The organism is Microbacterium sp. 20-116, assembly GCF_041079415.1.
Taxonomy (GTDB): Bacteria; Actinomycetota; Actinomycetes; order Actinomycetales; family Microbacteriaceae; genus Microbacterium.
On sequence record NZ_JBFYGP010000002.1, the window covers coordinates 456216 to 481757 of the forward strand.

Below are 25542 nucleotides of genomic sequence, written 5' to 3' on the forward strand. Positions count from 1 at the left end.
GCGTCGCCTGGCGGCCCCTCCCGCCGGGCGACGCTCGACCTCAGGCGCACCAATCGGGCCGCGTGCCCGAGAGCTGCGTCTCGATCTCGCCCGACTCGGCGTCGACGATGCGCGTCGAGCGGCCCACGCGGTCGGCGCGTGCGGGATACCCGTCGATCGGCGCTGCCTCGGGTGCGCTTCCGACAGCGAGGTGTCGGCCGCTCGGTGAGGCACACACCTCCTGGAGACGTTCGCCGCTCCCCGCGACGGCGAGCAAGACCCCCGAGCCGTCTGCCGTCGACCGTGTGATCTCCTGGCCGGTCCACGTGAGGACGGACGTGGGGGAGAGCACGAGACTGCCGAGCGTCGAGGTGGCCGCGGGGGCCCCGGTGACATCCGTCACCGACCCGTTCGTCAGATCGAGGACCGAGGTCGCGGCATCCGACGACACCACGACCGACGTCGTCCCCGGGAGGATGCCGCGCAGATCGCCGAGCTGGCCGAGTGCCCGCGGCGGAGCGACCCCCGTCCCATCCACGAGGACGAGACTCCGATCGGCGGCCTGCGCCACCAGGTAGGCGCTGCCGGGCACGAAGAACCACGCGTCGGTGCGCAGCGGCATCCCGTCTATGCCGTGGACGGCGCGCGGCGCGGAGTCGTCCGCCGGGTCGGTCAGAAAGAGCGTGTTCGTGTACTCCGTCGTCCCATCGGCGGAGGGACCGGTGAAGACGTACCCGACTCGCCCGGCGTCGGCGGATGCACGAAGGAGTCGGATGTCGCCTCGGCCCGGCGCGGGAAGGGCGGCTTCGACACCCGCATCGTCGACCGTCTGCAGGCGTGCGCCTCCCTCCGGGGCGAGCACGAGCGCCACGACCCCGTCCGGAGTGTCGGCGTATTCCTGGATGCGCGGCGCCGACAGCAGAGTGGTCTCCGTCCCGCGTGACAGGTCGTGACGGACGACGCGGTCCGGGGTGTCGTCGACCCGGTCGAATGCCCCGCCCCGCTCGAGGACGGTGACCGTGTTCGAGGGCGTCGTGAAGGTGTACTCCACCGCGCTCGTGGCGCCCGTGGCCCGTGATCGCAGACCCGGGGCGACGATGCGGTACACCGTGTCGAAGTCGAGCAGGTCGGTGAAACGTACCCGGACCGAGGCGCCGTCGAGGTCGATGTCGGCGGGCGCCGCGGGTTCGATACGCAGCCCCTCCATCGAGGAGGAGTCGAGCGGTTGGTCGGTGCGCAGGGTGAGCGTCAGATCGCGTTGAGAGACGGTGAGCGAGACATCGCCGGTGACGGCGCGCAGGCGGGGCCCGCGATCCAGGGCCACAGCCGCCATCGCGACGCTCGCGCCGACGAGGACGAGGACGACGATCGCCGCGACGACGAGGAAGCGGCGCCGCGTACGGCGGGGTTCACGAGAGGTAGGGATCATCGGGTTCGGGCACCTCCTCGATCGTGTCGGGACGGAGCACGGTCGCGCCGTCGTCGTCGGTGAAGGTTCCCGCGACACGGACCCAGGCGCCGGTCTCGACGCCCGCGGGCAGGGCGGAGCGCTCGATGCGGACCGCGAAGAGCTGGGCGTCGACCGTGCAGCAGGTGACCGCGTAGCGGCCGATCCGCGCGGTGTCGGTTGCGGCGTCGAGAAGGACGAAGCCGGTCACGTCGGCCTGCTGCCCCACGAGATCGGATGCCGTGGACCCGGCGCCGAGTATGGTGGCCCAGTCTCGCAGCGAGAACCTCGTGGGATCGCTTCCCACCAGTGAGGGTGCCGCGACATCGCCTCCGCCGCTGGTGGCGGCGGTGCTCGTCAGTGCGCGCTCGGCACTCAGCACGGCCGGCGGCGCGACGAGCAGGGCGAGGGCAGCGACGACGACGAGGGTCCCGCTCACGGCGGTGGCGAGAAGACCGCGGCGAGGCGCGTGGTCATGGCCGTGATCGTCGTGCTCCGGCGCTCGCCGCGCGAGCGAGAACCACACGGCCAGAGCGAACAGGGCCGCTCCCACCAGCGTGAGGACGACGGTGAAGACCACGTACCGCGGGTGGATGTACAGCGTCAGGTCGCCCCGGGCGGCGAGGGCGAGGGTGCAGAGCACGCCGATGCCGCACAGAATGAGCCCGGTCCACCGGGAGAGGAACTCAGACAACGAGGTTCACCGCTAGGCCGATCGTCACGGCACCGAGGGCGACGAGAAGGGTGAGCCCCGCCAGCGCGCGCACGCGGAAGGTCGTGGACAGCATCGCGAGCATCTTCACGTCGATCATCGGCCCGAACACGAGGAAGGCGACGAGCGCTCCCGGCGAGAAGGACGACGCCAGGGAGAGGGCGAAGAACGCGTCGACGTTGGAGCAGATCGCGATCACGAAGGCGAGCACCATCAGCGCCAGGATGCCGACCACGGGGTGCCCGCCGATCCCGGTGAGCGTCTCGCGAGACATCGCGACCTGGATGATCCCCGCGATCGCCGCGCCGAAGAAGAGCGCCGGCAGCATCGCCGAGACCTCGTCGCGGAACATTCCGGCTGCTCGCGCGAGAGAGGCCCGTCGGCGGGCGGAGGGCGCGGCGGCGCAGGTCGCCGCCCACGCGGGGGCGAGAAGGCGCTCCGGTTCCGGGTGCAGGCTCACCACCCACCCGACGAGGTTCGCGATGACGAACCCGCCCAGCAGCCGCGACACCAGGATGCCGTCGTCCCATCCGAACGCCTGATAGGTCGTGATGAGGGTCACCGGGTTCACGATCGGAGCGGCCAGCAGGAACGTCACCGAGTCGGCGACCGAGAACCCCCGCAGCATCAGCCCGCGCGCCAGGGGCACGTTGCCGCACTCGCAGACGGGGAGCACCACTCCCAGCAGCGACAGCACGGCGCGGCGGGCTACACCCCGGCGGGGGATCACGGCATCCATGATTCTCGTCGGCACCCACAGCTGCACCGCGATCGAGATCACCACGCCCAGGAAGACGAACGGCAGGGACTCGATCACCACGCTCGCGGCGAGGGTGATTCCATCCGACAGCGCGCTGGGCAGAGGAGTGTCGGCGCCGATGGTGACGAGTCGCACGGCCGCGGCGGCGACCACCACCGCCGCGATGACGAGCAGGGGGCGTCCGAAGGGCCTCCGCCCCGGCTCGGCCGGGGCGGAGACAGCCGGGGACGTGCGGTTGCTCAGCTGCCCCGAGGGGGCTCTGCTCATGACAGCCGTCGGCGGCGCAGCGCCCGCACCGCGACCCCGGCCAGAAGTGCTCCCGCGCCCAGCAGACCCGCCGCGAGCGCCACGTCGGCGCCGGTCTTCGCAAGCGACCCGGCGGCGACGACCTCGACGCCGAGGCGACTGAAGACGGCTCCGTCGGCGCGTGCGATCTCGAGGGTGTGTGCGCCCGTGGCGAAGTCGGCGGGGACGACGACGCGGAAGGCCACGCGACCGGAGGCATCGGCCACCGGAATGCCGGCGATCGGCAGCGGAGTGCTGCGCAGGACGGCGGAGATCTGCTCGCCGGGGTTCAGCCCCGTCACGGTCACGTCGAACGACTGGCCCTGCGCGACGCGCGTCGCGCTCGCGGTGGCGACCGGGCCGGAAGCGCCGGGGGAGGGCTGTGCGGTGGGCTCCGGGGAGGGCGAGGGGCCGCCCGCGGGCACGACCGTGACGGTCATCGTCACCGTGCGCAGGGCCGGCAGCACCTGCTCGTCCTTGCTCATGTCGAGCACGGGTCGATCACCGGCGGCCCAGTGGACGCGTCCGATGCGGGTGTCGCGGCCGTTGCCGGCCACGCCGTCACCCCAGGTGTGGAAGACGTAGAGCTCGTTCCCGTCGTCGTCGGTGGTGACCGCTCCGTGGCCGGGGCCCTGGGGGTAGGTGAGGTAGTCCCACACCCCCTCGGGCATCGGCACGCTCTTCATCAACGGGGTGTTGTACTTGTGCCAGCTGTCGATGTCCATGAGATCGCTGTCGAGATCGGCCCAGACGCCGCCGACGACGTAGCGCGGGCTCACGCCGTCGCTGGAGTAGATCAGGTAGATCCTGCCGTCGCGTTCCATCGCGAACGACCCCTCGGCCAGGCGCAGCTCCCACGAGAGCGACGGCGAGATCACGGGCTTCGCCTCGCCGACGATCCGGGTGGGGTCGGCGGGGTCGACCTTCGCGATCCACGTGAGCGGGTCGCCGAAGCCGGGGGAGGTGAAACGCTGCGACCACGTGTAGTACGCCTGCCCGTTCGCCTCGAAGTACGTCATGTCGAGGCTGATGTTGCTGTAACCCTCGCGGCCCAGAGCCGTCCCGTCGGCTTCCAGGACCGCGGCGGGCTTCGACCAGTCCGCGGGGTCGGCGGGGTCGCCGCCGTCGCGGAGCTGCATGATGTGCGATTGCACGGTGCGCCAGTCGGCGCCGTCGTTGGCCTGCGCGTCGCCCGAGTTGAAGCACGGCGAGAACAGGATCGACAGCTTCCCGCCGATCTCGTGGATCTCGGGTGCCCAGTAGCACCCGGCGATCGTTCGACCGTCGGTGGTGGTGTCGCGCCGTGTCCAGCGGTTCAACAGGTCGACCTCGCGCTGGGCTCCGCCGGCGGCATCGGAGAGTCCGTCGAAGGTGTCGGAGACGCGGATGGGCAGGTGGGCCGAGGCGATGTTGTTGTTGTTCGTGTCGTCGGTCGCGATGAACAGATACTGCGTCTTGCCCGCGCGCTCGTAACGGTAGATGGTCGGGTCGGCGCGGTTGGCCGCGAAGGGAACGCTGTAGTCCTTCTGCCGGACGGTGCCCGTGACGGTGACGGTGCCCGAGGTGGCCGCCCGGGCCGCCGCGAGCTCGTCCGTGTTCCAATCGACGGGGAGCGTCGCGGTCGACCCGTCGCTGTACGAGAGGTCGGCGCGCGTGCGGTCGAGGTCTTCGCCGGCGCCCGCCGCGATCGTGGCGGGCGCGACCGTCACCGCCGTGTTGACGACGCGGTCGTAGCGTTCGGCGAGAGCGGTCGCGATCGTCCCGCTGACGGGCAGGATGCCGCCGGGCTCCGCGTTGGCGACGCGTTCGGCGAACGAGCCCCAGCCGGGGTCCGCGACGCCGATGGGGGAGCCGACGACGACGTCGCCGCGGTTTCCGGCGGAGACGACGCGGCTGCGTGTGCCGTCGTCCTCGGGGTTGAAGGGGTCGGCAACCTGCTCGGTGCGGGCGAGGTCGGTCACGGTCGTGTATCGGGCGGTGCCCGAGGCGTCGGTCCACGACACGAGGTAGCGCTGCTGGGCCGAGTCCCACACGGCGCGCGGAGAGACGACCCCGTCGGTCGTTCCGAGGTCGATGGTGCCGAGCTCGGCGAACTGCGAACCCCGATCATCCTCGGCGCGGAACACGAGCGCCCCGCTCTGGGCCGTGGCATCCGGTGTTCCCGACATCTCGACGCGCGTGGCGACGAAGCCGAGCCGGCCGTCGGCGAAGAAGAACGGCGAGGGGGAGCCGATCCCGCGCTGCTCGACGTTGTCGAGACCGACGTGCTCGCCGCGGGCGAAGACCACACCGTAGTTGTTCTGCAGGGGCTGCGCGGTGTCGGCCGACGTGCCGACCGCGAGGTGGATGCTCCGCGCGACGGTGTCCTGATTCGCGTCGTGGTCGTTCGTCGGCGTACGGGTGTAGGCGACGAGGCTCTGCGCCGTGGCGGGATCGAGCACGGTCACCGTGAAGGTCTTCGAGAAGGTGGTCGTGCCCCAGGCCGCGGTCGCGGTTACTTCCGCGGTTCGGTCGCCGGAGCCCGGGTTCACGAGCGCCCCGTTCGAGACGGCCGCGCCGCTCCAGCGCAGGTCCACGCCCGCGACGCTCGGAAGGGAGGTCCCGGATGCCACGACCGGCGGCACGACGAGCGAGGTGCTCAACCGCGCCGAGAGGTCGGCCGCGGAATCGGCTCGCACGGTCACCTGCACGGGTGCGCCGATCGCTGTCGCCCCGGCGAAGGCGGCGGTCGGCGTCAGCGTGACGGTAGCGTCCGACAAGCCCGGCGCGGGCCGCGTCACCCGGCCGTCGGGTGAGACGACGTCAGGGTCGCTCGACGCCCAGGACAGGGTCGAACCACCGCTGCCGACGCGGGGAAGCGCGAGATCCGAGACGACGTCGGAGGTGTCGCCGAGCTCGACGGCGGTTGCGTCGGCTCGCGCGATCGCCTCTGCCGCGGGGGCCGCGATCTCGCGGATCTGTTCGGTGCCGAGCGCTCGGCGATCCACGCGGACGTCGTCGATCGCCCCCGCGAAGAACGGGTCTCCGGGGTAGAGCGACTTGCCGATCAGCCCCGAGAACAGCGAAGATCCCACGGTCGCGGCACCGGTCGCCGTCGTCGCGGTGGAGGCCACGGCTTCGCCGTCGACGTAGGTGGTGACGCGCTGTCCCGACTGCAGGGAGACCGCGATGTGGCTCCACCGGCTCGATGCGGCGGGGCCGTTACCGGTCGCCCGCTGCTCGGTGCCGGACTTGACGGCTCCGATCAGGTTTCCTCCGCAGCGCGGGGTGGCGAACAGGTATCGCTCGTTCGAGCTGCCGAGGCTGTAGGCCCACGAGCACTCCTGCCCGCCCGACCACCGCATCCACGCCGAGATCGTGATGTCGCCCGTCGTCGTATCCGTCAGGCCTGGTGCGATCTCCACGAAAGCCGCCCCAGACGTCGACGAACCGCCCGGTAGCGCCAGCGCACGGTCGGAGCCGCCACGCGGGCCGGTGACGATGTTCGCGCCGGCACCGCGCACCGTTCCGTTGTGGGCCCCCGCGGCATCCGGGATCTGCGCTCCCGCGGCGATGGGCCCGGTGGGAAGGGCGTCGAAGTCGTAGACGAGTGCGGCGGTGGGAGCCTCTGCCTGGGCCGGAGCGATGCCGGTGACCAGTCCGGTCCCGACCAGGGCGACGGCGAGGGCGAGGGCGGCAGGACGACGTGAACGCATGCGGGGGAGCCTTTCGGGCGTACGGCGAAGCGTCTCGTCCGGGTCGCCGGCGAGGCGACCGGACCGCACGTCGTCGTGGCGGTCCCGGGCCGGTAATGCGGTTTCCGGCCTGGGTCGCGACCGACATTAAACAATGAGCGCGGGCTAGCGCAAGGCACATGTGAACCTTCACGTCGTGACCGCATCGATGCTTGACCGCCGCACGAGCGCCTTGTACGGTGCTTCTGAGTGTGAGCGCTAACACAGCGCCGACTCGAAAAGTCAGCAGAGCTGCTGTCCTTTCGTATTCGGTGAACGGCGCCGCATCGCCCGCCCGTCCCCGCATCCGAACGGAGCGTCCTGCCCATGCGCGTCCCCCGTCTCCTCGCCGCCACCGCCGTCGCCGCAGTCGCCGCGTCGACGTTCGTCACGGTCCCCGCTGCTTCGGCCGCGGCCGTGCCCGAGCCCGGCCTGCACTACACCTTCGACACCCTGAGCGGCACCCTCGGTGCCGGGGCGGCGATCCCCGACACCGGCACGCGGTCGCCACGAGCCGACGGCGTGGTTCAGAACGGCGGCATCACGATCGTTCCGGGCGTCACGGGCGCTGCGAACGACAAGGCCATCCGCCTCTCGGGCGGTCGCAACGACGCCGATGCGGTCGCCCCGTACGTGACGCTGCCGAACGACGTCGTCGCCTCCACCGATACGGCCCTGACCGTGAGCCTCTGGACGAAGTGGGAGGGCGCGGGCAACGGCTCGTGCCAGCTCGCTTTCGGTCTCGGCCGTTCGACGACGAAGAACGTCCTGGCTTCGACGAGCTGCAACGGCACCTACGGGGCGGTGTCGGACGGCTCGGGGGAGCGTCGCGTCGGGAACGGCGGAGCCGCCCTCCCGGTGGGGCAGTGGGCCAACGTCACCCTCGTCTTCCAGCCGGGTCAGCGCCTGAGCTACTACGTCAACGGTCAGCTCGACGGGGCGGATGCCGACCTCACCGGCATCACGCAGACCATCGACGCCGCACTCGGTCAGAACGGCGTCGGCGGCTACCTCGGGCGCTCCTTCTGGGACGACCCCTTCTACGTCGGAGCGATCGACGACGTCCGCATCTGGAACAGCGCGCTGTCGGCCGACGACATCCGCAGCGTCGGAGCGGACGGATACCGCGCCGTCCTGGCATCGGACTCCGTGTCGCTTGGCGACACCTCGAGCGTCGACCGGGATCTGCAGCTTCCGGCCACCACGGCGGCCGGCTCCTCGATCTCGTGGGCGACGAGCGACGCCGACGTGGTGGCCGCCGACGGCACCGTCACGCGTCCCTCCGCCAGCGCCGGAGACGCGACGGTCCAGCTGACGCCGACCTTCACCCTCGGCGGTCAGACGCGCGTCGCCCCGGCCATCGCGGTGACGGTGCGCGCTCTCTCCGCGACGGAACAGGACGAAGCCGTCCGCCAGGTCGCCGACGCCCTGCCCTCGCAGGCCGGGCTCTCCGGTGACGTGCGCGGTTCGATCACCCTTCCCGACACGGGCGCAGATCTGAAGCGCACGTTCTCGTCGTCGCAGGCCGGCGACGTCGAGATCTCGTGGTCGTCGTCCGACACCGCGGTCATCACCGACAGCGACTCGGGCGTCTCGCCCGACGTCGTGGCGAAGGGCCGCGTCACGCGCGGCGCCGCCGACACGGCGGTGACGCTCACCGCGAGCCTCCGCCTCGGGGCGGCAACCCGTACCGTCGAGCTCCCCGTCACCGTTCTCGCCGCGTCCGAGCACACACGCGAAGACGACGAGGCGTACATGTTCGTGTACTTCCGCGACAACACGATCGACGGTGAGAAGATCCGCTTCGCCGTCTCCGAGGGAAACGACGCGCTCAACTGGCGCACGTTGAACAACGCCAATCCCGTCCTCGAATCCACCCAGGGCGACATGGGCCTGCGCGATCCGTTCGTGCTGCGCTCGAAAGAGGGCGACCGGTTCTTCCTCATCGCCACCGACCTGTCGGCCGCGCGCAAGGGCTTCCCGACCGACAACGGCAGCCGCTACCTCGAGATCTGGGAGTCGACCGACCTCGTCAATTGGGGCGAACAGCGTCACATCGAGGTCTCACCTCCCAGCGCGGGCATGACGTGGGCGCCCGAAGCGCACTACGACCCCACCATCGACGCCTACGTCGTGTACTGGTCGTCGCGCCTCTTCCTCGACGACGCGCACACGCAGGAAGACGGCAACGGTCCGCAAATTCTCATGGCCACGACGCGCGACTTCGTGACCTTCACTCCCGCCGTCCCGTACATCAAGTCGGGTGACATCGAGGGGCTGCGCAAGACCAACGCGGGCCTGATCGACACGACGATCATGGAGCGCGACGGCACCTACTACCGCTTCACGAAGGGCACCGAGCAGACCGCCTGCCGCCCCGACATCGTGGCCGAGAAGGGCACCGACCTTCGGGCACCCTCGACCTCGGGGGAGTGGACCAAGTTCGACACGTGCCTCTCGGCCAACGCGGGACTTCCCGAGACCGAAGGGCCCTCGGCCTTCCGATCCAACCCCGGCGACATCAACGGCGACCGCAACTACGTCCTCGTCGACTGGTACGGCGGCGGCGGCTACATCCCGCTCTACACGGACTCGCTCGAAGAGGGGAAGGTCGATTGGAAGGTTCCCGCGAAGTACTCGCTGCCGCCCTCCCCGCGTCACGGCGTCGCTTTCGGCATCACCCGCGAGGAGCGCGACCGCCTCATCGCGAAGTACAACCCCGAGCAGCTCGTGACCTCGGTCGAGCCGTTGTCGTTCGACGTGGCCCCCGGCACCACCTCGGTGGCTCTGCCGGCGACGGTGAAGGCCGCCCGCTCCGCGGGCGCGATCGACATCGGCGTCACGTGGGAACAGCAGGATCTTTCGGCCCTGAAGGCTCCGGGCGACAGCGTGCAGATCCGCGGGGCGCTCGACGACGGCTCCGTGACCCCGGCGATCGCCACCGTGACCGCGGTGGGTGGCTCGGTGGCATCCACCTCTCTCTCGATCGGCTACGACTCGCGTGCGCTCGCCGTCGGGGCGACCACGTCGCTCACCGCTGCGGTGGCACCCGCGAACGCCGACCAGAGGGTGACCTGGACTTCGAGCGCCCCCGCGGTGGCCTCGGTCGACGGATCGGGGAAGGTGACCGCCGTGTCGGCCGGCACCTCGACCATCACGGCCGAGACGACCGACGGTCGCACGGCGACGATGACGCTGACGGTGGTGAAGGCCGAGGCCGATCTGCTGCTGCGCTACAGCTTCGATGGAACGGATGCCACGACCGACGGCTCCCGCGTGACCGACGTCTCCGGACGCGGGCACGACGCCACGATCCGCGGCACGGGTGCCACGATCGCGGCGGGCGCACGGGACGCGGCCGGGGACTCTGCCCTGTCGTTCCCGGGCGGCCGCGCGGGCTCGAACGCGGCCTACGCGACGATCGCGGGAGACGTGGTGCCCGACGGCACGCGTGATCTCACGGTGTCGACGTGGATGAAGTGGGATGGCGCGGCCCCCTGCGAGTGGCCGCTGTCGCTCGGCTCGAGCACGACCAACTACCTCTTCACCAGCGCTGACTGCGGGGGCGTGGCCGCCGCGATCAAGTCGGGCTTCACCGAGAACAAGTCGGGCGCAGCGGCCCTGCCCACCGGTACGTGGGCGCAGGTTACCCTCGTGCTCACGGGCAAGAAGACCCTGGCCACGTACGTCAACGGCGCGAAGGTCGCCGAGATCGCCACGATCTTCGACGCCTCCGATCTCGAGGCATCCGGCGGGATCGGCGGCCTGCTGGCCAAGTCGCAGTACGGGGCGGACAGCTTCTACGGCGGCGACCTCGACGAGGTCCGGGTCTGGGGACGGGCACTGGATGCCACCGAGGTCGGCACCCTGTTCACGAAGGGAACCCTGGTGACCGAGGTGACTCCCTCGCCGGAGCCGTCTCCCGACCCGTCGACCTCGCCGGACCCGTCGGTCTCTCCCTCGCCGAGCGCCTCCGCGCCCGGCCAGCCCTCGGCGTCGCAGACCCCGTCCGCGGGCCCGACGGCAACGGCGAGCTCGACGCGTGTCGAGCAGGGTGGGTCGTTCACGGTCTCGGTGACGGGGCTCGCGGCGGGCGAGCAGATCAGCGCAGTGCTCAACAGCCAGCCGCTGACGATCACCGGCATCCCGGCCGCGGACGCTCGCGGCGCGGTCACCTTCCGCGTCACGGTTCCCGCCGACTTCGCGACGGGCGCGCACACGCTGGTGATCACGCGCGCCGACGGCTCCACCCTCTCGCGCCTCGGCGTGCAGGTGGTCGCTGCCGGAACCCTCGCCCGTACCGGCGCTGAGCTGCCCTGGGGCCTCGGCCTGGGCGCGTTCGCGCTGATCGCGGCGGGCGCGGGGCTGGTGGTGCTGCGGCGTCGCTCGCGGGTGAGCTGATGGCTTGGTCGTGGGCCCCGTCATCAGGGCGGGGCCCACGACCGCTGACGCTGAATCGGTGCGTGTGCCTCCGCCACCGCGGGGGAGCTTCGTCCCTAGACTCACGCCATGCTTACCTTTCTCGAGGCCGCGCCTCTTCTTGCAAACATGCAAACCACGGATAACTCCGGATCGACCGTCGGCGGTGCAATCGGCGGTGTCATCGGGTACATCCTGTTCGTCGCTGCCGTCTGGCCGCTCCTGAAGAAAGCCGGGCAGCCCGCATGGGTGGCACTGATTCCCGTCGTCGCCGCGTTCTTCATCGTCCGCGCCGCGGGTCTGTCCGCGTGGTGGACGCTGCTCTACCTCGTCCCCATCGTCAACATCGTCTTCGCCGTCATCGTCGCCCTACGACTGGGGCGAGCATTCGGCCACGGCGCTCTCTTCTCGATTTTCCTGCTCTGGCTGTTCCCGCTGATCGGATACTTCATCGTCAGCTACTCTCGCGACACCCATAACCCCGCCCGCATCTGAGATTGCCCCACACGCTTCGCGACGAGTTCGAATGCGGGCACCTGAAGGAGCTGACCCTGCGATACCTGCGCCTGCTCGAGCGCGGCGTAGAGATCGAGTTCTCCAGCTCAGCAACCGCTCCGAGTGTCTCTCGCGTCCTCGTTCCCCGGCCCGAACAAGTGGGGGATGCAACCTGGAACGCCTTCGACGGCACGACGGCCAGCGTCCGCGAATGGACTCGCTGGGGCATCGCCATACCCGTTCAGGAGGCCTACGACACTCAGGCCCAATCCGGGTCAGTGGATGATCAAGGAACAATCAGGCTGCACATGCCATAACGGTCGGTGCGGGGCTGGCGCTGCGGCGTTGGTCGCGGGTGAACTGACTACTTCCCTGAGAGACCGTCTGTGGGAGCTAGCGCGGCGTCCATTGCCACCATCGCGCGTGATGCTCGCCTTCGTCGACGCGGAATGCTCTTCCGCAGATGGTGCACTCGCACTCGTAGGTCACTGGCCACCCCGAACGATCCTGACTGAGCATTCTCACGTGACCGCGGTCCTCTTCCCTCGTCGGGTCGAAGGCGAGGAGACGCCGGTAGTCATCGCACCAGCACTTCCATGCGCGGTAGTTCTGCACTTTGTCGAGGGCGTGGACCAGGGCGTCTCGGTTCGGGGAGATCATCCCGCCGAGTTCGATGGTCGCTGTAGCCCGTTCGATCGCGGGAAGCGCGAGACGGAGATGCTCCAGGACGTTCTTGTCGCGCGTCCCGATGATGTCCCACGAGGCCTGCCAGATGCGCTGTGGGTCGCCGGAGAGAAAGTCGGCGAGGGGGTCGGCCATCGCGTCAGAATATGGCGGCGAGCACCCGGTGAGAAATCCAGCAGCGGGACCTGATCGGCGTCCGCATTCGCGGCGATTGGTACCTCGAAAGGCTCGGCAGTTGACCGCCGACGTGAAGATGGCGTTCGTCGAGGGCTACGAGCGAGGTGAGCCGACCGCCGACTAGCCACGAAGCTCGGTGTCCATCGGGCGACGCTCGACAACCTGATCAAGCGTCTTGAGCTCACCCGCGAGGATCCCGATGCCGTCCCCTTGGTCATCCACGACGAGATCGTTGCGTCGTGTCGAGCAGGGGAGACGCTCGCGGTCATTGGTAGCCGGCATGGCTTTAGCCCGAGCAAGGTGCAGTGGTTGCTGGTTGCGGCAAGGGGTGAGCTTTCGTCGCTCGCAGCGTGACCATGCGCAACTCAACCAAGCATCGGACCGCTGGACTGTCGTGCGAAGCACCTGACCCGTGATGCTCAGCATCGAGTGCGAATGGATTCGCGCCGGGACGAAAGACACCTCAGCCGCTCCACGCATCTGCTCAGGCGCGATTCCAGGGGGGAAGCGGGAGTTGCTCCCCTGAAGGAGGGATAGAAAGCACCACCGCCGTAGATCCGAGGACGATCACCGCGCTGATCGCCACAAGAACGCCTGCGAGCAATGGTCGCTTGCGCGTACGACCGTGGAACAACACGAAGAAAGAAATCGTGGCAAGCGCCAGCCACATCACCAGCGAAGTCAATCCCGCTTGGACGTGCCACAGCCGCTCTGCGTCCCATCGAGGCGAATCGTCAAGGACCGAAGTCGGCTTAGAGAATGTCCAATCGAGCCCCGTCACGCCGAACGCGAAAGGGCACACGAGACCAACTAGCGTTGCGATCACCAGAAAGACGATTCCCCCGGTGGGGCGAATGTCGGGGCGTTCGTCTCGGGTAACCATCAATTAAGACCGGAAATTCTGATGGGAAGTGTCTTCGGAGGGGGCAAGTCTCACAGACATCGCTCGTGGCGATTTTTCGAGTAACGATGACGTGGTGGGCCCCGTGGGGCTCGAACCCACGACCCGCGGATTAAAAGTCCGATGCTCTACCGACTGAGCTAGAGGCCCTCGCCGACAAGCCTACCGGCCTCAAGGGGGCGTTCGTGCTCACCGGCGTCGACGCGACACGATCCAGAACAGATACGCGCCGCCGACGACGGCGGTGAGGAGCCCGACGGGAATCTGCAGCGGGGCCAGAGCGCGCTGAGCGATCACATCGGCGACCAGCAGCACCGCCGCGCCCGTGACAGCGGAGCCGACCAGGGGGATCCCACTCGAGCCCATGGCCCGCCGGGCGAGCTGCGGTGCGGCCAGGGCGATGAAGCCGATGGGCCCGGCGACGGCCGTCGCCGTCCCCGTCAGAAGGGCGGCGACCACGATCAGCGTCAGGCGCGCGCGGCGGGTGCGCACACCGAGTGCGATCGCGGTGTCGTCGCCGAGTTCGAGAGCGCGGAAGTCGCGGTATACGGCGAGCAGCACGAGCGACAGGATGCCGATCGAGGCGAACAACAGCGCGACGTCGTCGAACGAGGTCGCGGCCAGGCTCCCGTGCAGCCACTGCGTCGCGTTGCGCGCGATCTCGAGGGGAGCGCGGGTGAGCAGATAGTCGTTGACGGCCGAGAGCAGGGTCGACAGGGCGATTCCCGCGAGGATCGTCCTCTCTCGTGAGACGCCGACGCTGCGGGCGATGGCCATGACGATCACGATGGTGAGCAGCCCGCCCATCCACGCACCCGCCGCGGGAGAGGCTGCCGGTGCGAGAAGCGTGAGACCGACGAGCGCACCCGTGGCGGATCCGGCGCTGAACCCGATGATGTCGGGACTCGCGAGCGGATTGCGGGCGAGGGTCTGGAACACCGCGCCGGCGAGCCCGAGGGCGGCCCCGATCGCGAGGGCGGCGAGCACTCGCGGCACCCGCAGCCCCACCACCACGACGGTGGTGCGTCCGTCGCCCTCTCCGGTGAGGGCGGATGCCACTTGCTCCAGCGACGCGTGGAAGGAGCCCGTCGTGAGGCCCACGACGGCGGCGATCGAAGCTACGACCAGGGTCGTCACGAGGACCAGGGCGTACCGGCGACGCCTCCGGGATCGAGCGGACGTGCGCAGGGGCGTTCCCAGGCTCACGGTGTCTTCGTCTTTCGCAGGATGAGCCACAACAACAGCGGGGCGCCGAGGAAGGCGGCAACGATTCCGGCCTCGACCTCACCCGGAAGAGCGATCACGCGTCCCAGTACGTCGCTCGCCAGGGTCAGGGCGGCGCCCGTGACGGCCGCGAGGGGGAGTGAGACGCGCACGGATCCGCCGACCGCTCCGCGCACGGCGTGCGCCACGAGCAGCCCGATGAAGGCGAGAGGGCCGGCAGCCGAGGTCGCGGCGGCGCAGAGCAGGGTGATCGCGGCGCCGGCGCCGAGCATGATGAGCGCCGGAGAGACACCGAGTGAGCGGGCCAGGTCGCTTCCGAGCTGCAGCTGATCGAGGCCGCGTGAGACGAGAAGGACCAGAACGACGCCCGCCACCGCGAACGGGAGGAGTTGCGCGGCCACGTCGGGATCGCGCCGCTCGAACGAGCCGACCGCCCAGAAACGGAACGACTCGAAGGTGTCGTCGTCGACCACGGTGATGATCCGGACGACGGCGCCGAGACAGGCGCTGAGCGCGACGCCCGCGAGAACGAGGCCGATCGCGTCGTCACGGCGGTCCCCTCGAGCCGCCAGGTGGACGAGCAAGGACGCTCCCGCCGCACCGGCGAACGCGAACCAGACGTACCCGCTCGCCGTCGCGACGCCGAAGAACCCGATGGCGACGACCACCCCCAGAGCAGCCCCCGCGTTCACACCGAGCAGGCCCGGGTCGGCGAGGGGGTTTCGTGTGGCGGCCCGCATGAGCACTCCCGCGACGCCGAGGCAGGCCCCGGCGAAGATCGCGGTGAGCGTGCGGGGCAGGCGCAGCTCGTAGACGATGACGCCCACGGCATCCCGTCGATCCGTGAGAAGGGCGGACCACACCTCGGAGGGCGCGAGAGCACGCGACCCCACCGCGAAGCTCGCGAGGATCAGAAGACACAGGATGCCACCGACGGCGAGGGTGATCGAGAGAGCTCGAGCACGCGAGGAGCGTCGTCGGCGTCCCGGGAGAACCACGCCCGGGGCGACGGACGGGTGGACGTCGAGCATGCGGGTAAGGATAACCTAACCCCGTGACTCTCTTTCGTTTCTCGTCCCACCGTGCCCGTTTTCGTCCCCGACATCTGCTCGCCACCGGGGTCGTCGCGACCGCCCTGGCCCTGGCCGGGTGCGCCGGCCCCGCGACGGGGCCCTCGACCGTGGATGCCGAGGCGGGCTCCACCGGGCAGTGGATCGTCTCGCGAGACCTCGAACCCGGGATGGGCTCGCCCGAGGCCGATGGCGTCTTCCCCCGCGAGGTGACCCACTTCGCGGGAACGACGAAGATCGCGGCCGAACCCCAGCGCATCGCGGTCGTCTCCACGGGGCAGCTCGACGCGCTGCTCTCCCTCGGGCAGGTGCCCGTCGCCGCGACCCGCGCCGAGAACAGCGGCCTCGTGCCGCAATACCTCCGTGAGGCGCTTCCCGACAAGGCGGCGGCGCTCGATGCCATGGCCGATATCGGCGAACGCACCGAGCCCGACCTCGAGGCGATCGCACAGGCCGCCCCCGACCTCATCCTGATCAACTCGACCCGGGGCGCGCAGCTCTACGACGCCCTCTCCGCCATCGCACCGACCGTCGTGACCAAGGGCAACGGCGTCAATTGGAAGAGCGACTTCCTCCTCATCGCCGACGCCCTCGGGGACGAGGGGACCGCGCGCGGAGTGCTGGACGACCTGCAGGGCGAGAGCGCTGCCTTCGCCCAGACGCATCCCGCCGGCGAGCCCACGGTGTCGTTCCTGCAATCGACCGGTGACCGCACCCGCATCATGGGACTGCCGTCGTTCGCGGGAGGTATCGCCCAGGATCTCGACCTGGGGCGCCCGGCGTCGCAGCAGTTCGACGAGACGTCGCAGGAGATCAGCGCCGAGCAGATCGACCTGGCCGATGCGGACCGCGTCTACTACGGCGGAACCGGGCAGGGGCGGAGCTTCATCGAGAGTGCCCCGCTCTGGCCGACCCTCGGCGCGGTGGCGGACAAGCGAACGGTCACCGTCGACTTCGACCCGTGGTTCATGAACGCCGGGCCGATCGCCGCGCGTCTCGTCCAGGAGGAGATCATCCGGACCGTCGGGGACTGACGAACCCCGCAGACACGAAAGCGAGCGCCGGACCCCCTCGCCTGGGGTCCGGCGCTCGCCGTCAGGGTCGGTCGATCATCGACCGCTCGGAAGCGCGGATGAACGCGCGTCCGGGAATTACATGGTGGGGGGCATCAGCACCGAGTCGATGAGGTACACGGTGGCGTTGGCCGTCTGGACGCCACCGCAGATGACGTTGGTCGAGCCGTTGACGGTGATGGCGTCACCCGAGCCGGCGACGGTGACGTCCTGGCCCTCGACCGTGGCGTGCGTGCCATCGATCTCGCTGGGGGTGAGCTGGCCGGGGATCACGTGGTACGTGAGGATCTTGGTCAGCGTGGCGGAGTCGGTCTTGAGTCCGTCGATGGTCGCGGCCGGGATCTTGGCGAACGCGTCGTCGACCGGGGCGAAGACGGTGAACTCCGAGCCGTTCAGCGTGTCGACGAGGTTCACGTCGGGGTTCAGCTGGCCGCTGACGGCCGCGGTAAGCGTCTTCAGCAGCGGGTTGTTCGAGGCGGCGGTGGCCACCGGGTCAGCGGCCATACCGGCAACCGAGCCCGAGCCCGAGGGAACGGCGGCGGCGTAGTCGGCGCAACCGGGGCCGACCAGGTTCGCGGCGGGGTCCATGGCGCTGGACGACATCGACGGCGATGCCGACATCGAGGGCATCGAGCTCTCTTCGGTGGTCGAGCCACCCGAGGTGGTGCCGCCCGAACATGCGGTGAGAGCGAAGGCCGAACCCAGAACGAGGGCGAGACCAGCGACAACGGGCTTCTTGTTGGTGAGCATGACATTCCTCCGAAATCATCCGGATCGCGTCTGCGACCCGTCAGGGACACCCCGGTGCGAGGGGCGGTTCGCCGTGGAGCGGCTTACACAGGGTCTTCGGGACCCCCTCGCGATCGGATTGCGAAATGTTGCGAATTCGGCCGCGCGCAGGTGTTGTCAGGCATAAAAAAGCCTGATGAGAAGCTCGTAAATATTCTTGAGAATGTTTTTGAACCGCACCGCCGGATGCTGCTTCGCCTCGGGGTGGCCGGGTAACGGTTTGCCCATATCTGTTCCGCCACGCGCGTGCGCTCGCGTGGGCGCGCGCGAGAGGTAGGCAATGATGGATGCCATGGTGATCGACGGTTTCGACCTTCCCGACGACGGGGTGGAGAACGCCGACCACGTCGGGAGTCTCCTGCTGCGCGTGGCCGATGGCGATCGGGCGGCCTTCGCGGAGCTCTACGACTCACTGTCCGCTCGCGCCTTCGGCCTGATCCTGCGCGTGCTCGTCGACCGCTCGCAGAGCGAGGAAGTGCTTCAAGAAGTCTTCTTGGAGATCTGGCAATCCGCCGGGCGCTTCACTCCGAACAAGGGACAGGGAAGATCGTGGGTTCTCACGATCGCTCACCGTCGAGCGGTGGACCGCGTGCGGTCATCGCAGTCGAGTGTCGATCGAGACGTGCGCGCGGGCTTCCGGGATATGGACGTCGCTTACGACGCCGTCTCCGAGAAAGTCGAACTGAAGATGGAAGGGCGGCGCGTCGTCGATGCACTGGCGGCGCTCCCGGACGCTCAGAAGGAAGCACTCACGCTCGCTTATTTCGGCGGGTACAGCCAAAGTGAGATCGCGACCCTGGTCGGGGCGCCGCTCGGTACGGTCAAGACACGAATGCGTGACGGATTGTCGCGGTTGAGAATCGAGATGGGGGTGGACAAGTGAACGAGAGGGATTTCGCCGACCTCGCCGTCGGACACGCGCTCAATGCGCTCTCCGAGGCAGATGAACGCGCGTACCAGGAGGCTTTGGCGGGCAACCCGCATTGGGACCACCACGTCCGCGATGCAGCCGACGCCGTCGCCGCCATCAGCGCCTCCGTCGAACCCGTCGAGCCCCCGCCCTCCGTGCGGGCCTCGCTGTTCGCGCGTATCTCCGAACTGCCGCAGGAGTCGGTCGGCGTGGCGACCCTTCCTGCCTCATCATCCGCCGACGAAGACTACGCCGCCGCTGGTGTGACGCCGATCGAGCCGGAGCGCGAGACGTCGTCGACCGGTGTGTCCGCGGCATCCGGCTGGGGACCCCGCCGGTGGTTCACCCTCGCGGCTTCGTTCGCGGCCGTCCTCGTTCTGGGCTTCGGGGCCGTCACGGTCAGCCAACTGGTCTCACCGCCGGCCTCCGTCGTCGCTCTGAGGTCGATCGAGCAGGCCCCCGACGCCCAGTCGGCGTCGACCACCCTCCCCGACGGAACGGTGGCGACCGCGCACTGGTCGCCGTCGACCGGGCAGAGCGTGCTCGTCACCGACGGGATGCCGGCCCTCGCCGCCGACAAGACCTACGAGCTGTGGTTCGTCCGCGGCGACACCCCGATCGCGGCCGGGACTTTCGAGCCCGACGAAGCGGGGAAGGCTACGGCGGTCCTCCAGGGAGAGATGCACGCGGGAGACGTCATCGCGGTGACGATCGAGCCCGCCGGCGGATCGCCCGACGGGACGCCCAGCACCGCCCCCGTCGTGGTCGTCGCCACGGCTTGATTCCTCGTGCCTCCTCGGCCGCTCGCGGGGACAGGCGAGCGGCCCGGGGGAGCAGATCGACGCTCTAGCCTGGATGGATGAGCGATTCCCCCCGCGAGTTCCACAAGCCGGTTCGGCGTCCCGCCGAGCTGTTCGATCGTCTCTTCTCCGCGGAGGATCCGGCCGAGGTATCGCGGGTTGCGCACAGCACGGCGCAGGCCCTGCTGTCGCGAGTGCGGGCCGATCCGAGCGTCGACGTGGTCGAGCGTCTCATCGCCTTCACCGACGACCACGGCATCGACGACATCGCCGAGCTGTGGTCGCGCTCGCCCGCCCGATCGCTGCCCGGGGCGCTCTGGCGGCTCTACCTGCTGCAGCTGATGATCCACGATGACGCGGCGACGGCAGCTCTGCTGTACGAACGCGGACGTGTGGAGATCACGACGGTGGATGCCGTGGTCGCCGGCGCCCCCGCCCCCGCGGGCCCCGAAGAACTCGTGCGGTTGATCGACACGATTCTGCGTGGGCTCTTCGAAGGGGACTTCGCCGTCGCCCTCGACCGCGCAGCGGCGTTCTGCCGTGTGCAGGCCGCGGGCTCGACACACCTGGCCGACGACTACGAGAACACCGAATCGGAACGGGCCTCGGCCTTGACGACGCGGGCCCTGCGCCTCGCCACCTACGCGGGAGACCTCTCGGCATCCGCCGCTCTCTGGCGCCGTGACGCGCTGACCTGAGCGGAAAAGATAAGTGCCGGACCGCAGAACGCCTCTCGGCGCATGGCCGCTCATAGCGGCAGAAGATGGAGCCCGGGGTTACTGCGGCCCGGCTATAGGAGTGTAACAAGACCCGCCTGCGGACATTCCCTTCCGCGGCCCCGTTGACAAGGCTCGGGCGTGTCGGTCGTGCGGCGTAGGCTCGCCCCATGGCTTGGCGCTTCGCTCTCGTGATCGACCCCGTGGCATCCGACGTGCAGCGCAACGACTACTCCGACACCCTGCGGGAGATCGACCCCGACGGCCCCGCTCTCGGTGTGGGCGAGCTGAGCGCACAGCGCGGTGACGGGATCTTCGAGAGCCTCGGCGTCGTCGACGGGCACGTTCAGGAGGTCGAACCCCACCTCGCGCGTCTGGTGCACTCGGCCGCGCTCTGTGACCTCCCCGTGCCGAACCTCGCGCAATGGCGCGTCGCGATCCAGCGCGCCGCGCGCGCCGCGGGCGAGGGCGAGAACGTCATGAAACTGCTCCTCAGCCGCGGTGTCGAGCACGGGCCCGCCCCGACCGCCTGGGTGACGCTCGCCGACGCCCCCGACAACGACCGCGCACGCTCCGAGGGAGTCCGCGTCGCGACGCTCGACCGCGGCTACGCCCTCGACGTGCCCGCTCGCGCTCCCTGGCTCCTGCTCGGGGCGAAGACGCTGTCGTACGCGGTCAACATGGCCGCGATCCGCGAGGCGAAGCGACGCGGTGCCGACGACGCCGTGTTCGTCACGAGCGACGGTCATGTGCTCGAGGCGCCCACGGCATCCGTCGTCCTGCGCTTCGGGGATCGTTTCGTCACGCCGGAACCTCAGGCCGGCATCCTCCACGGGACGACGCAGCTCAGCCTGTTCGCCTTCCTCGAGGGCCGCGGCTTCGCCACGACGTACGAGACGGTGCCGGCCGAAGATCTGACGAGAGCGGATGCCGCGTGGCTCCTCTCGAGCGTCCGGCTCGCGGCCCCGATCCGTTCCGTCGACGGCATCGAGGTGGCGCTCGACCGCGCGTTCACCGACGAGCTCAACGCCTACCTGCTCAGCCCGCGCGACTGAGGGCTCGAGAGAACGACGAAGGCCCCGCCGGAGCGGGGCCTTCGCCTGAGAGCTGGTTATCCGAACCGGCCGGAGACGTAGTCCTCGGTCGCCTGGACACTCGGTGCCGTGAAGATCGACGCGGTGTCGTTGTACTCGATGAGCTTGCCGGGCTTGCCGGTGCCCGCGATGTTGAAGAAGGCCGTCTTGTCGCTGACGCGCGAGGCCTGCTGCATGTTGTGCGTCACGATGACGATCGTGTACTCGCTCTTGAGTTCGCCGATGAGCTCCTCGATCGCGAAGGTCGAGATCGGGTCGAGCGCCGAGCAGGGTTCGTCCATCAGCAGCACGTCGGGTGAGACGGCGATCGCGCGCGCGATGCACAGACGCTGCTGCTGACCGCCCGAGAGGCCGCCGCCGGGCTTGTCGAGGCGGTCCTTGACCTCGTTCCACAGGTTCGCGCCCCGCAGCGACTTCTCGACGAGGGCGTCGGCGTCGCTCTTGGCCATGCGCTTGTCGTTGAGCTTGGCACCGGCCAACACGTTCTCTCGGATCGACATGGTCGGGAACGGGTTCGGGCGCTGGAACACCATTCCCACGTGGCGGCGCACGAGCACGGGGTCGACGCCGGGGCCGTAGAGGTCGTCGCCGTCGATGAGAACGCGTCCCTCGACGCGCCCGCCGGGAATGACCTCGTGCATGCGGTTGAGTGTGCGCAGGAACGTGGACTTGCCACAGCCCGACGGCCCGATGAACGCGGTGACCGAGCGCGGCTCGATGTCGATCGAGACGCCCTCGACCGCGAGGAAGTCGCTGTAGTAGACGTTGAGGTCCTGGACCTCGATGCTCTTGGACACGAGTGTGTGCCTTTCTGGGCTCAGCGCGCCTTGGGCGCGAACACCGCCGCCACGATACGGGCGATCAGGTTGAAGATGACGACGAGGACGACGAGAAGGAAGGCCGCACCCCAGGCGTTCGCCTGCGAAGCGTCGATGTCCTGCCCCGGGAAGCTGTACGCGGTGTACGCCATGACGGGCAGGGTCTGCATGGGGCCCTCGAACGGGTTGGCGTTGAAGTTGTCGGTGAAGCTCGCGGCGATGAAGATCGGTGCGGTTTCCCCGACCACGCGGGCGACGGCCAGGACGACACCGGTGATGATCCCCGATGCCGCGGTGCGCAGCACGACCTTGATGATCGTCGCCGATCGGGGCACGCCGAGAGCGAGCGAGGCTTCGCGCAGGTCGGCGGGGACCAGACGCAGCATCTCTTCCGTGGAGCGGATGACGATCGGGATCATGAGCACGCACAGGGCGATGGATGCCGAGAACCCGCTGAACGCCTTCGGTCCGACGACCAGGCTGAACAGAGAGAACGCGAACAGACCCGCGACGATCGAGGGGATACCGGTCATCACGTCGACGAGGAAGGTGATCGCGCGGCGCAGCGGGTTGTTCGGCTGCGCGTACTCGACGAGGTAGACCGCCGCGAGGACGCCGATCGGCACCGAGATGAGGGCTGCGATGCCCGTGATGATGAGCGTGCCCGTGATGGCCTGCCAGGCACCGGCAGTGGCGACGACCTCGAGCGTGTCGGGGTTGAACGCGGTGCCGCCGACCTGCGTGACGAAGTTCCAGTTGACGACCGCCAGGCCCTTGGACACCACGGTCCACAGGGTCGAGACGAGCGGGGCGACCGCAAGTAGGAACGCGACGGTCACGAGTCCGCGCACGACCCGGTCCACGGCCTTGCGGCGGTTCTCGACGATCGAGGAGCCGACTCCGATGGCGATCAGGTAGAGCACCGCGGACAGGACGAGCCACGCCGCGAGGTTGAATCCCCCGAGCAGGAACTGGACTCCGGCCACGACGATCGCGACCCCGAGCAGGAGCGCGGGCTCGATGAAGCGGGGGAGCTGGCCGCTGGTCAGCGCCAGGGGAGAGGAGGACGAGGGGGCCGTGACGGTCATGAGCGCTTGCCCTTCTTGCGACCCTTCGCACCGGGACCGGTGGCCCCGATGATGTAGCGAGCGAGCATGTTCACCGCGAGCGAGACGACGAACAGCATGAGACCGGTGCCGATGAGCGCCGAGCGCTGCAGGTCGGTGGCGATCGGGAAGTTCAGCGCGATGTTGGCCGCGATGGTCTGCGAGTTGTAGCCGTCGGTGAGCAGCAGCACCGAGTAGATGAGGCTGGGCGAGACGATGAGCGCTATGGCCATGGTCTCGCCGAGCGCGCGGCCGAGGCCCAGGAGGGTGGCCGAGACCATACCGCTGCGTGCGTAGGGGAACACCGCGAGACGGATCATCTCCCAGCGTGTCGCGCCGAGGGCGAGGGCAGCCTCTTCGTGCAGGCGCGGGGTCTGAAGGAAGATCTCGCGGGTGATGGAGGTGACGATCGGGAGGATCATCACGGCGAGCACGACGCCACCGGTGAACATCGTCGAGCCGGTGGTGGACACGGGGCCCTGGAAGAGCGGGATCCAGCCGAGGTACTGGTTGAGGAATTCCCCGACCGGTACGAGCAGGGGGCGCATGACGATGATGCCCCACAGGCCGAAGACGATCGAGGGGACCGCGGCCAGCAGATCGACGATGTAGCCGAGGAAGCCGGCGATGCGACGGGGCGCGTAGTGCGAGATGAACAGCGCGATCCCGATGGCGACCGGGGTGCCGATGACCATGGCGATGAGGGCGGCCCAGATGCTGCCGAAGAGCAGCGGACCGACGTACTCCCAGAAGTTCGTCCAGCTGCCGTTCTGGTACCCGGCGAGATCGCCCTCGGTCCAGTTGCCGGTGATGGCGGGGATTCCGCGGATGATCAGGAAGATCGCGACCCCGGCGAGGATGATCATGATCGACACGGCGGCCGTGGTCGACAGCCCCAGGAAGACGGAGTCTCCGACGCGGCGCTTGCCGACGATCGACGTCCGCGGCGGGGGAGGGGAAGACGGGGCGGTCTCTGTGTCTGCGACGGTGTCAGTCACGGGGGATCTCACGCTCGGCACGGGTCATGGGTTCTCCTCGGTCGGGTGTTCTCTGAGGATGTCGGCTCAGCGGAGCATTCGACGGTGTCGACCGCTCCGATCAGCCCGGCCCGACCCGCACGCGAGGTGCGGGCCGGGCCGAGTCCGAAGCGATGTTTACTTGATCGACGCGAGGGTCTCGGCAGCAGCCGAGAGCACCGAGTCGGGCAGCGGCGCGGAGCCGGCGTTCTTGGCAGCGACCTGCTGGCCGAGCGTGCTGGTGACGAAGCCGAGGTACGACTTGACGAGCTCGGACTGCTTCGCGTCCTTGAACGTGGTGCAGGCGATCGCGTACGACACGAGCGGGATCGGGTAGGTCTCAGCCGTGAGCTTCGAGTAGTCGAACTTCTTCGACAGGTCGCCCGCGACGCCGTTGCTGGCGTCGACCGCGGCAGCGGCGAAGGTCGCCGTGACGGCCTCGGGGCTGTAAGCGATGGCGGTGCCGTCCTGGATGATCGACGCGGCGTTCAGGCTGCCGATGGCGGAGTGGTCGGCGTAGCCGATGGTGCCGGTGCCGGCCTTGACGGCCTCGACGACGCCCGAGCCGCCCTTCTGCTTCGACACGTTGCCCTCGATCGGCCAGTCCTTGCCCGCGGGCTTGGTCCAGACCGACGACTGCGTCGCGGCGAGGTAGTTGGTGAAGTTCTGCGTCGTGCCCGAGCCGTCCGAACGGGCGACGGTGGTGATGGCGCCGGCGGCGAGGGCCGTTCCGTTGTCCTTCGTGATGGCCGGGTCCGACCAGTCGGTGATCTGCAGGGCGAAGATCTTCGCGATCGTCTCACCCGAGAGCTTCAGGCTGGTCACGCCGGGGATGTTGAAGATGATCGCGACACCGTCGAGGTAGACGGGGATGTTGACGCCGCCGTCGGTGCAGAGGGCCTTGGACTGGGCCGTCTGGTCGGCGTTCAGCGGCGAGTCGGAGCCGGCGAAGTCGTACGCGCCGCTCAGAAAGTTGGTGACGCCACCGCCGGAGCCCTGCGACTTGTCGTAGTTGATCGTGACGCCCTTGGCCTGAGCGTTGTAGGCGCTCGTCCATGCGGCCTGCGCGTTCGCCTGGGCGCTCGAGCCACCGGCCGTGATCGTGCCCGAGAGGTTCGGGTCGACGGTGAACGCGACGTCGGACGAGGTCGACGTGGGGGTCGAGCCCGCGGCGTCGCCGGAGCCCGAGGTGCCGGCGCAGCCGGCGAGTGTCAGAGAGGCCACGGCGGCCACGGTGCCCAGCTGGGCGAGTCGGGAGAGCTTCACGGTGTGAATCCTTCGCATGTCGGGAACAGGAACCCGGTGCAGGGTTCGTCGTGAACGGTAAACAGCGACGGAGAACAGACTGCGTTGC

21 protein-coding genes and 1 tRNA gene are annotated in these 25542 nt (G+C 69.2%); 7 read left to right on the top strand and 15 right to left on the bottom strand.

What is annotated here, in order from left to right:
- Positions 1-40: 40 nt before the first annotated feature.
- From AB6V29_RS06220 to AB6V29_RS06235, 4 genes are read right to left on the bottom strand one after another with little or no spacing between them, the layout of a single operon-like run.
- Complete coding sequence (locus tag AB6V29_RS06220) at positions 41-1408, bottom strand: hypothetical protein (RefSeq protein ID WP_369357586.1); 1368 nt, start codon at positions 1406-1408, stop codon at positions 41-43.
- Positions 1389-2120 carry a TIGR03943 family protein gene (locus tag AB6V29_RS06225; protein WP_307312768.1) on the bottom strand — a complete coding sequence of 244 codons (732 nt, stop codon included), beginning with the start codon at positions 2118-2120 and terminating at the stop codon, positions 1389-1391. Before AB6V29_RS06225 ends, AB6V29_RS06220 begins: the two co-directional genes overlap by 20 nt.
- Positions 2113-3165 carry a permease gene (locus AB6V29_RS06230; protein WP_369357588.1) on the bottom strand — a complete coding sequence of 351 codons (1053 nt, stop codon included), beginning with the start codon at positions 3163-3165 and terminating at the stop codon, positions 2113-2115. Before AB6V29_RS06230 ends, AB6V29_RS06225 begins: the two co-directional genes overlap by 8 nt.
- A complete protein-coding gene (locus AB6V29_RS06235; protein WP_369357590.1) occupies positions 3162-6878 on the bottom strand; it encodes a LamG-like jellyroll fold domain-containing protein in 3717 nt (1238 codons plus the stop codon). Before AB6V29_RS06235 ends, AB6V29_RS06230 begins: the two co-directional genes overlap by 4 nt.
- A gap of 345 nt (positions 6879-7223) precedes the next feature.
- Between AB6V29_RS06235 and AB6V29_RS06240 the strand changes: the two genes are divergently transcribed.
- Positions 7224-11297, top strand: a complete 4074-nt coding sequence (locus AB6V29_RS06240) for a LamG-like jellyroll fold domain-containing protein (RefSeq protein ID WP_369357592.1) — start codon at positions 7224-7226, stop codon at positions 11295-11297.
- Between the two features lie 108 nt (positions 11298-11405).
- The gene (locus tag AB6V29_RS06245; RefSeq protein ID WP_369357594.1) at positions 11406-11810 is read left to right on the top strand and encodes a DUF5684 domain-containing protein; all 405 of its coding nucleotides are present in this window, start codon (positions 11406-11408) and stop codon (positions 11808-11810) included.
- A gap of 393 nt (positions 11811-12203) precedes the next feature.
- Here the strand turns inward: AB6V29_RS06245 and AB6V29_RS06250 are convergent, their stop codons facing one another.
- From AB6V29_RS06250 to AB6V29_RS06270, 5 genes are all read right to left on the bottom strand, one after another.
- Positions 12204-12629 (bottom strand): hypothetical protein, encoded by a 426-nt coding sequence (locus tag AB6V29_RS06250; RefSeq protein WP_307312763.1) that lies wholly within the window; start codon positions 12627-12629, stop codon positions 12204-12206.
- Between the two features lie 526 nt (positions 12630-13155).
- Positions 13156-13554, bottom strand: a complete 399-nt coding sequence (locus AB6V29_RS06255) for a hypothetical protein (protein WP_369357596.1) — start codon at positions 13552-13554, stop codon at positions 13156-13158.
- Positions 13555-13646: 92 nt separating this feature from the next.
- Positions 13647-13722: transfer RNA gene (locus tag AB6V29_RS06260), tRNA-Lys, on the bottom strand.
- A gap of 39 nt (positions 13723-13761) precedes the next feature.
- A complete protein-coding gene (locus AB6V29_RS06265) occupies positions 13762-14778 on the bottom strand; it encodes a FecCD family ABC transporter permease (protein ID WP_369357598.1) in 1017 nt (338 codons plus the stop codon).
- On the bottom strand, positions 14775-15827 hold the full coding sequence (locus AB6V29_RS06270) for a FecCD family ABC transporter permease (RefSeq protein ID WP_369357600.1): 1053 nt from the start codon (positions 15825-15827) through the stop codon (positions 14775-14777). Before AB6V29_RS06270 ends, AB6V29_RS06265 begins: the two co-directional genes overlap by 4 nt.
- A gap of 23 nt (positions 15828-15850) precedes the next feature.
- Between AB6V29_RS06270 and AB6V29_RS06275 the strand changes: the two genes are divergently transcribed.
- Positions 15851-16900 (top strand): iron-siderophore ABC transporter substrate-binding protein, encoded by a 1050-nt coding sequence (locus AB6V29_RS06275; RefSeq protein ID WP_307312760.1) that lies wholly within the window; start codon positions 15851-15853, stop codon positions 16898-16900.
- Positions 16901-17017: 117 nt separating this feature from the next.
- Here the strand turns inward: AB6V29_RS06275 and AB6V29_RS06280 are convergent, their stop codons facing one another.
- Positions 17018-17689: a fasciclin domain-containing protein gene (locus tag AB6V29_RS06280; RefSeq protein WP_210073724.1), complete on the bottom strand. Its 672-nt coding sequence runs from the start codon at positions 17687-17689 to the stop codon at positions 17018-17020.
- Positions 17690-17845: 156 nt separating this feature from the next.
- Positions 17846-18022, bottom strand: a complete 177-nt coding sequence (locus AB6V29_RS06285) for a hypothetical protein (RefSeq protein ID WP_267787640.1) — start codon at positions 18020-18022, stop codon at positions 17846-17848.
- On the opposite strand from AB6V29_RS06285, the gene sigK reads away from it, so the two are divergent.
- The 4 genes from sigK (at position 18009) to AB6V29_RS06305 (ending at position 21209) form a co-directional block, all read left to right on the top strand.
- The gene (sigK, locus tag AB6V29_RS06290; protein ID WP_210073725.1) at positions 18009-18611 is read left to right on the top strand and encodes an ECF RNA polymerase sigma factor SigK; all 603 of its coding nucleotides are present in this window, start codon (positions 18009-18011) and stop codon (positions 18609-18611) included. The two genes, AB6V29_RS06285 and sigK, sit on opposite strands and share 14 nt — an antisense overlap.
- Complete coding sequence (locus tag AB6V29_RS06295; RefSeq protein WP_369357602.1) at positions 18608-19420, top strand: anti-sigma factor; 813 nt, start codon at positions 18608-18610, stop codon at positions 19418-19420. The genes sigK and AB6V29_RS06295 overlap by 4 nt, the downstream gene beginning before the upstream one ends.
- A 77-nt stretch (positions 19421-19497) precedes the next feature.
- On the top strand, positions 19498-20136 hold the full coding sequence (locus AB6V29_RS06300; protein WP_369357604.1) for a DNA-directed RNA polymerase subunit beta: 639 nt from the start codon (positions 19498-19500) through the stop codon (positions 20134-20136).
- A gap of 188 nt (positions 20137-20324) precedes the next feature.
- Positions 20325-21209 (top strand): aminodeoxychorismate lyase, encoded by an 885-nt coding sequence (locus tag AB6V29_RS06305; protein WP_267787637.1) that lies wholly within the window; start codon positions 20325-20327, stop codon positions 21207-21209.
- Positions 21210-21265: 56 nt separating this feature from the next.
- On the opposite strand, the gene pstB is transcribed toward AB6V29_RS06305, so the two are convergent.
- From pstB to AB6V29_RS06325, 4 genes are all read right to left on the bottom strand, one after another.
- Complete coding sequence (gene pstB / locus AB6V29_RS06310) at positions 21266-22045, bottom strand: phosphate ABC transporter ATP-binding protein PstB (protein ID WP_103206156.1); 780 nt, start codon at positions 22043-22045, stop codon at positions 21266-21268.
- A 20-nt stretch (positions 22046-22065) separates the two neighbouring features.
- Positions 22066-23154: a phosphate ABC transporter permease PstA gene (gene pstA, locus AB6V29_RS06315; RefSeq protein WP_210073729.1), complete on the bottom strand. Its 1089-nt coding sequence runs from the start codon at positions 23152-23154 to the stop codon at positions 22066-22068.
- The gene (gene pstC, locus AB6V29_RS06320; protein ID WP_074696616.1) at positions 23151-24170 is read right to left on the bottom strand and encodes a phosphate ABC transporter permease subunit PstC; all 1020 of its coding nucleotides are present in this window, start codon (positions 24168-24170) and stop codon (positions 23151-23153) included. Before pstC ends, pstA begins: the two co-directional genes overlap by 4 nt.
- Positions 24171-24326: 156 nt before the next feature.
- Complete coding sequence (locus tag AB6V29_RS06325) at positions 24327-25454, bottom strand: phosphate ABC transporter substrate-binding protein PstS (protein WP_210073730.1); 1128 nt, start codon at positions 25452-25454, stop codon at positions 24327-24329.
- Between the last annotated feature and the right edge of the window lie 88 nt (positions 25455-25542).

What these genes read in the sequence shown, in the direction of transcription:
- AB6V29_RS06220 (WP_369357586.1), bottom strand. Translation starts at nt 1,408, where the DNA reads ATGATCCCTACCTCTCGTGAACCCCGCCGTACGCGGCGCCGCTTCCTC.
- AB6V29_RS06230 (WP_369357588.1), bottom strand. Translation starts at nt 3,165, where the DNA reads ATGAGCAGAGCCCCCTCGGGGCAGCTGAGCAACCGCACGTCCCCGGCT.
- AB6V29_RS06235 (WP_369357590.1), bottom strand. Translation starts at nt 6,878, where the DNA reads ATGCGTTCACGTCGTCCTGCCGCCCTCGCCCTCGCCGTCGCCCTGGTC.
- AB6V29_RS06240 (WP_369357592.1), top strand. Translation starts at nt 7,224, where the DNA reads ATGCGCGTCCCCCGTCTCCTCGCCGCCACCGCCGTCGCCGCAGTCGCC.
- AB6V29_RS06245 (WP_369357594.1), top strand. Translation starts at nt 11,406, where the DNA reads ATGCTTACCTTTCTCGAGGCCGCGCCTCTTCTTGCAAACATGCAAACC.
- AB6V29_RS06250 (WP_307312763.1), bottom strand. Translation starts at nt 12,629, where the DNA reads ATGGCCGACCCCCTCGCCGACTTTCTCTCCGGCGACCCACAGCGCATC.
- AB6V29_RS06255 (WP_369357596.1), bottom strand. Translation starts at nt 13,554, where the DNA reads ATGGTTACCCGAGACGAACGCCCCGACATTCGCCCCACCGGGGGAATC.
- AB6V29_RS06270 (WP_369357600.1), bottom strand. Translation starts at nt 15,827, where the DNA reads ATGCTCGACGTCCACCCGTCCGTCGCCCCGGGCGTGGTTCTCCCGGGA.
- AB6V29_RS06280 (WP_210073724.1), bottom strand. Translation starts at nt 17,689, where the DNA reads ATGCTCACCAACAAGAAGCCCGTTGTCGCTGGTCTCGCCCTCGTTCTG.
- sigK (WP_210073725.1), top strand. Translation starts at nt 18,009, where the DNA reads ATGATGGATGCCATGGTGATCGACGGTTTCGACCTTCCCGACGACGGG.
- AB6V29_RS06285 (WP_267787640.1), bottom strand. Translation starts at nt 18,022, where the DNA reads ATGGCATCCATCATTGCCTACCTCTCGCGCGCGCCCACGCGAGCGCAC.
- AB6V29_RS06300 (WP_369357604.1), top strand. Translation starts at nt 19,498, where the DNA reads ATGAGCGATTCCCCCCGCGAGTTCCACAAGCCGGTTCGGCGTCCCGCC.
- AB6V29_RS06305 (WP_267787637.1), top strand. Translation starts at nt 20,325, where the DNA reads ATGGCTTGGCGCTTCGCTCTCGTGATCGACCCCGTGGCATCCGACGTG.
- pstA (WP_210073729.1), bottom strand. Translation starts at nt 23,154, where the DNA reads ATGACCGTCACGGCCCCCTCGTCCTCCTCTCCCCTGGCGCTGACCAGC.